Source organism: bacterium (assembly GCA_035295165.1).
GTDB lineage: Bacteria > Sysuimicrobiota > Sysuimicrobiia > Sysuimicrobiales > Segetimicrobiaceae > JAJPIA01.
In genome coordinates, this window is record DATGJN010000087.1 from 1 (window position 1) to 2818 (window position 2818).

General features: G+C 60.9%; 5 protein-coding genes. 3 read left to right on the forward strand and 2 right to left on the reverse strand.

Annotated elements, in window-relative coordinates; all coding sequences use genetic code 11:
- Window positions 1-102 precede the first annotated feature (102 nt).
- Both VKZ50_13880 and VKZ50_13885 read left to right on the forward strand, forming a co-directional pair.
- Window positions 103-387, forward strand: a complete 285-nt coding sequence (locus VKZ50_13880; GenBank protein HLJ60810.1) for a M24 family metallopeptidase — start codon at window positions 103-105, stop codon at window positions 385-387.
- Window positions 384-596 carry a hypothetical protein gene (locus tag VKZ50_13885; GenBank protein ID HLJ60811.1) on the forward strand — a complete coding sequence of 71 codons (213 nt, stop codon included), beginning with the start codon at window positions 384-386 and terminating at the stop codon, window positions 594-596. Before VKZ50_13880 ends, VKZ50_13885 begins: the two co-directional genes overlap by 4 nt.
- Window positions 597-632: 36 nt before the next feature.
- Here VKZ50_13885 and VKZ50_13890 read toward each other — a convergent pair whose 3' ends face one another.
- On the reverse strand, window positions 633-1109 hold the full coding sequence (locus VKZ50_13890) for a cupin domain-containing protein (GenBank protein HLJ60812.1): 477 nt from the start codon (window positions 1107-1109) through the stop codon (window positions 633-635).
- Window positions 1110-1172: 63 nt separating this feature from the next.
- Here VKZ50_13890 and VKZ50_13895 point away from each other — a divergent pair, with 63 nt between their 5' ends.
- Window positions 1173-1298, forward strand: a complete 126-nt coding sequence (locus VKZ50_13895; GenBank protein ID HLJ60813.1) for a hypothetical protein — start codon at window positions 1173-1175, stop codon at window positions 1296-1298.
- Window positions 1299-2023: 725 nt separating this feature from the next.
- Here VKZ50_13895 and VKZ50_13900 read toward each other — a convergent pair.
- Window positions 2024-2278, reverse strand: a complete 255-nt coding sequence (locus tag VKZ50_13900) for a hypothetical protein (GenBank protein ID HLJ60814.1) — start codon at window positions 2276-2278, stop codon at window positions 2024-2026.
- Window positions 2279-2818 lie beyond the last annotated feature (540 nt).

Here is a 2818-nt window from a genome sequence, read left to right on the forward strand (position 1 = left end):
CCACAGATCGGCTACTGTGAGATCGGTCAGTGCTGTCACACTGGCCACGGGCGTATCCCTCCTTTGTGGTTATTGTCCAGGTCGGGGGTACGCCCTCCCTTTTTGGGCTCCTGCTTTTACACACAACACCGTACACTACCCGGTGATTCCGTGCTCACGGACTTCGGCGGCACCTGGGACGGATTCAGTTCAGACATGGCGCGCATGGGCATCGTCGGTAAGGCCGGTCCCCAGCAGCTCGACGAGTACCGGAGCTATCGCGACGCCTACGTCAGAACCATCGGGTGTCTCAATCCCGGTGTTACCGCCGCCGTCGTCCGCTTCTGCACCCAGGCCTTTGAACAGACCGGCATTGCGCCGACGGCACCACACTCGGGCACAGCGTGAGCCGAGGCGGCGGACACGACAATCCGCTGCTGCATCCGTTCAACCCTCAACGCCTCGAGGCCGGAGTGCTCATTGCGCTGGAGCCGACCTATCGGGCGTCGGAGGACCGGCGGCACCACATTGAAGACTTGATCCTGACCAGCGCCGACGGCCATCGCGTGCTGACGGATTGGCAGTCGACGAGCGAGATGATCACCATCCCCGGCTGACGCGGCGCTCTCGTGCGTTCCGGCCGCCGAAAAGCGCTAAGCGCCGGGCGCGCGAACGTGCATGCCGTGACGGCGGGCGAGGCCGACAAACTCGTCTCGTGTCATCGGCGGGCTCTCGACGCCGGCCGTCGTGCTGATGGCGCGGAACATCTCTTCGAGGCCTGGCGGCGTGATGATCCAGACCAAGTGAAGCACGTCGGTCCCCGCGTTGTCGACGCCGTGCCAGACACCCTCCGGCACGAAGACGGTCGTCCCGGTGGGGGCGGGCAGCCGTTGCTCCTCGAGGATGACGTCGGCGCGCCCGGCGTGGACAAAGAGGATTTCGTCCTGGCGCTCGTGGAGATGCACGGGGATCGACCCGCCGGGACCCAACCGTTGGTGTCCCATCGCCAGGCGATGCGAGCCAGTGTTCTTGGGGTCGACCTTGATGGTGACCGCGCCGCTCCGCGCGGGAGGACGGAGGTGAAGCACCTCGCCCTCGTCCGGTCCGATCACGAACCAGGGTGACTTCATCGATGGCCTCCCGTTCCGGTCCCCGGCCGATGTGCTCCACATCAAGCCTGAGGAGGCGAGTAGATGACGACGCGCGCACAGTTCCGGTACCTGGTCCGCATGGACGTCGAGCCCGCGAAGGAGGCGGGTTTCAACAGAGTGTACGATACGGAGCATATCTCCGCATCTAGCCCTATCGCGTCGCCGTGATCCGGACCAAGCGAAGTGGCACAAAGCGACATAACACATGCCGCTCGTGTTCGCAGGAATCGAGCGCTCGACTGTCGCAAATGCCCCGTTGACCGCTGGACTTGCTGATCGGCGCATCGGGGTGCGACTGTGCGAAGGTGTCTCTTCGCCTCTCTTGTCGTCGTGCTGTTGGGAATGGTCATGTTGGGATCTGCTAGGGCGCAAAGCAGCGACATTGGAATAATCTACGTCTGGAATCGGTGGGCCTACAATGCTCTCGCCCAAATTGGAGTCTTCGACGACGATAATCCGTATTCCATAGCCAACTGTACGTTGCAGCCTCAAGAGTGGTGCTCGATGACAGTGCCCGCAGGAGTACACACGGTCCGAGCCTACGATGTAAACAGCAAACTGCTCAAAGAAGCGACCGGCGAACTCAAAGTAGGCGGTTGGATTAAGTGGTGCCTTTCACGTAACCCAGAAAAAGACTCTGAATGCCAACGGTGGCTCTATGGCAAGACTCTATCTCCACCCTGAACGATAGTAGATGTATCGCTTCCATCATAGGCCAGCCCTCCTTCTGACCAAACGAAGCAGCACAAAGCGACGCATCTAGAAAATTCTGTTGGGCGGAAGTCTCTTGTTCACTAGATTAACAACCCTTACGATTAACAACCCTTACCTCAAATAGTTTTAGATACGTTTCCCTAGACTAACCTCGACACTCACAGAGGCAACCTTAGCAGCTACCAGCCTCGCTTCCTGAGTTCAACACTCACGACGAACGCCGCCAAGCCAAGGGCTAAGATCAAACCGATCATCAGGAATACGAGCATTCCAAACAACGAGTAAGGCAGGGCGTACACCCTAGCCCTCGGGACCAGGTCATCAATGAGCAGGATGATGCCACCGACGAAGCAAAGCCAGGCAAAGAGTCGAAGTAGCCGGACGGCTAAAGACGAGTCGGACATGTGCCCCTCTTTCGTGATCGGCTCTTTCACGACGCCGCCTTTTTCACCGTGGCAGAGTCTACCCCCTGCATTGGGTACGGTTGAATCTAGCCGCACCATTGAATCTGGCCCTGCGCTGCTCCCTCTGTCGTCTCGAATGAACCCCCAACCATACCCACCGCTAAGCGGAATGTCCCAACCCTGCTGAAGGTCCCGGGTCTCTTGAGCACCACCCGCTATCGGACATCCACCCCGGATGTGCCGCGGTACGCGGCCCTCTATGAACTTGAGTCTCCGGACTGCCACAGAGCGATGCCTTTCAACGGGCGGCGGACAGCGGCGAGTGGCCGGTCAAGATCAGGCCGCACCCCCGGAATCGCCGACACATCTTGTACACGCGAATCGACGCGTAGGGCGGGCGTTCGAGGGCGACCGGACGTCCGCGCTGCTGCCGCGCGAGATAGCGGCGGCGTCGTGCGGGGACGGATCCGCCGAGGCGCGGGCCGGTCAACGTCGCGCGCTAGTTGTGGTTCCCACACACGTTGTTGACACTCGCGACCGCTGGGACCCGCCCTTCCAGCGCCGTGTGGG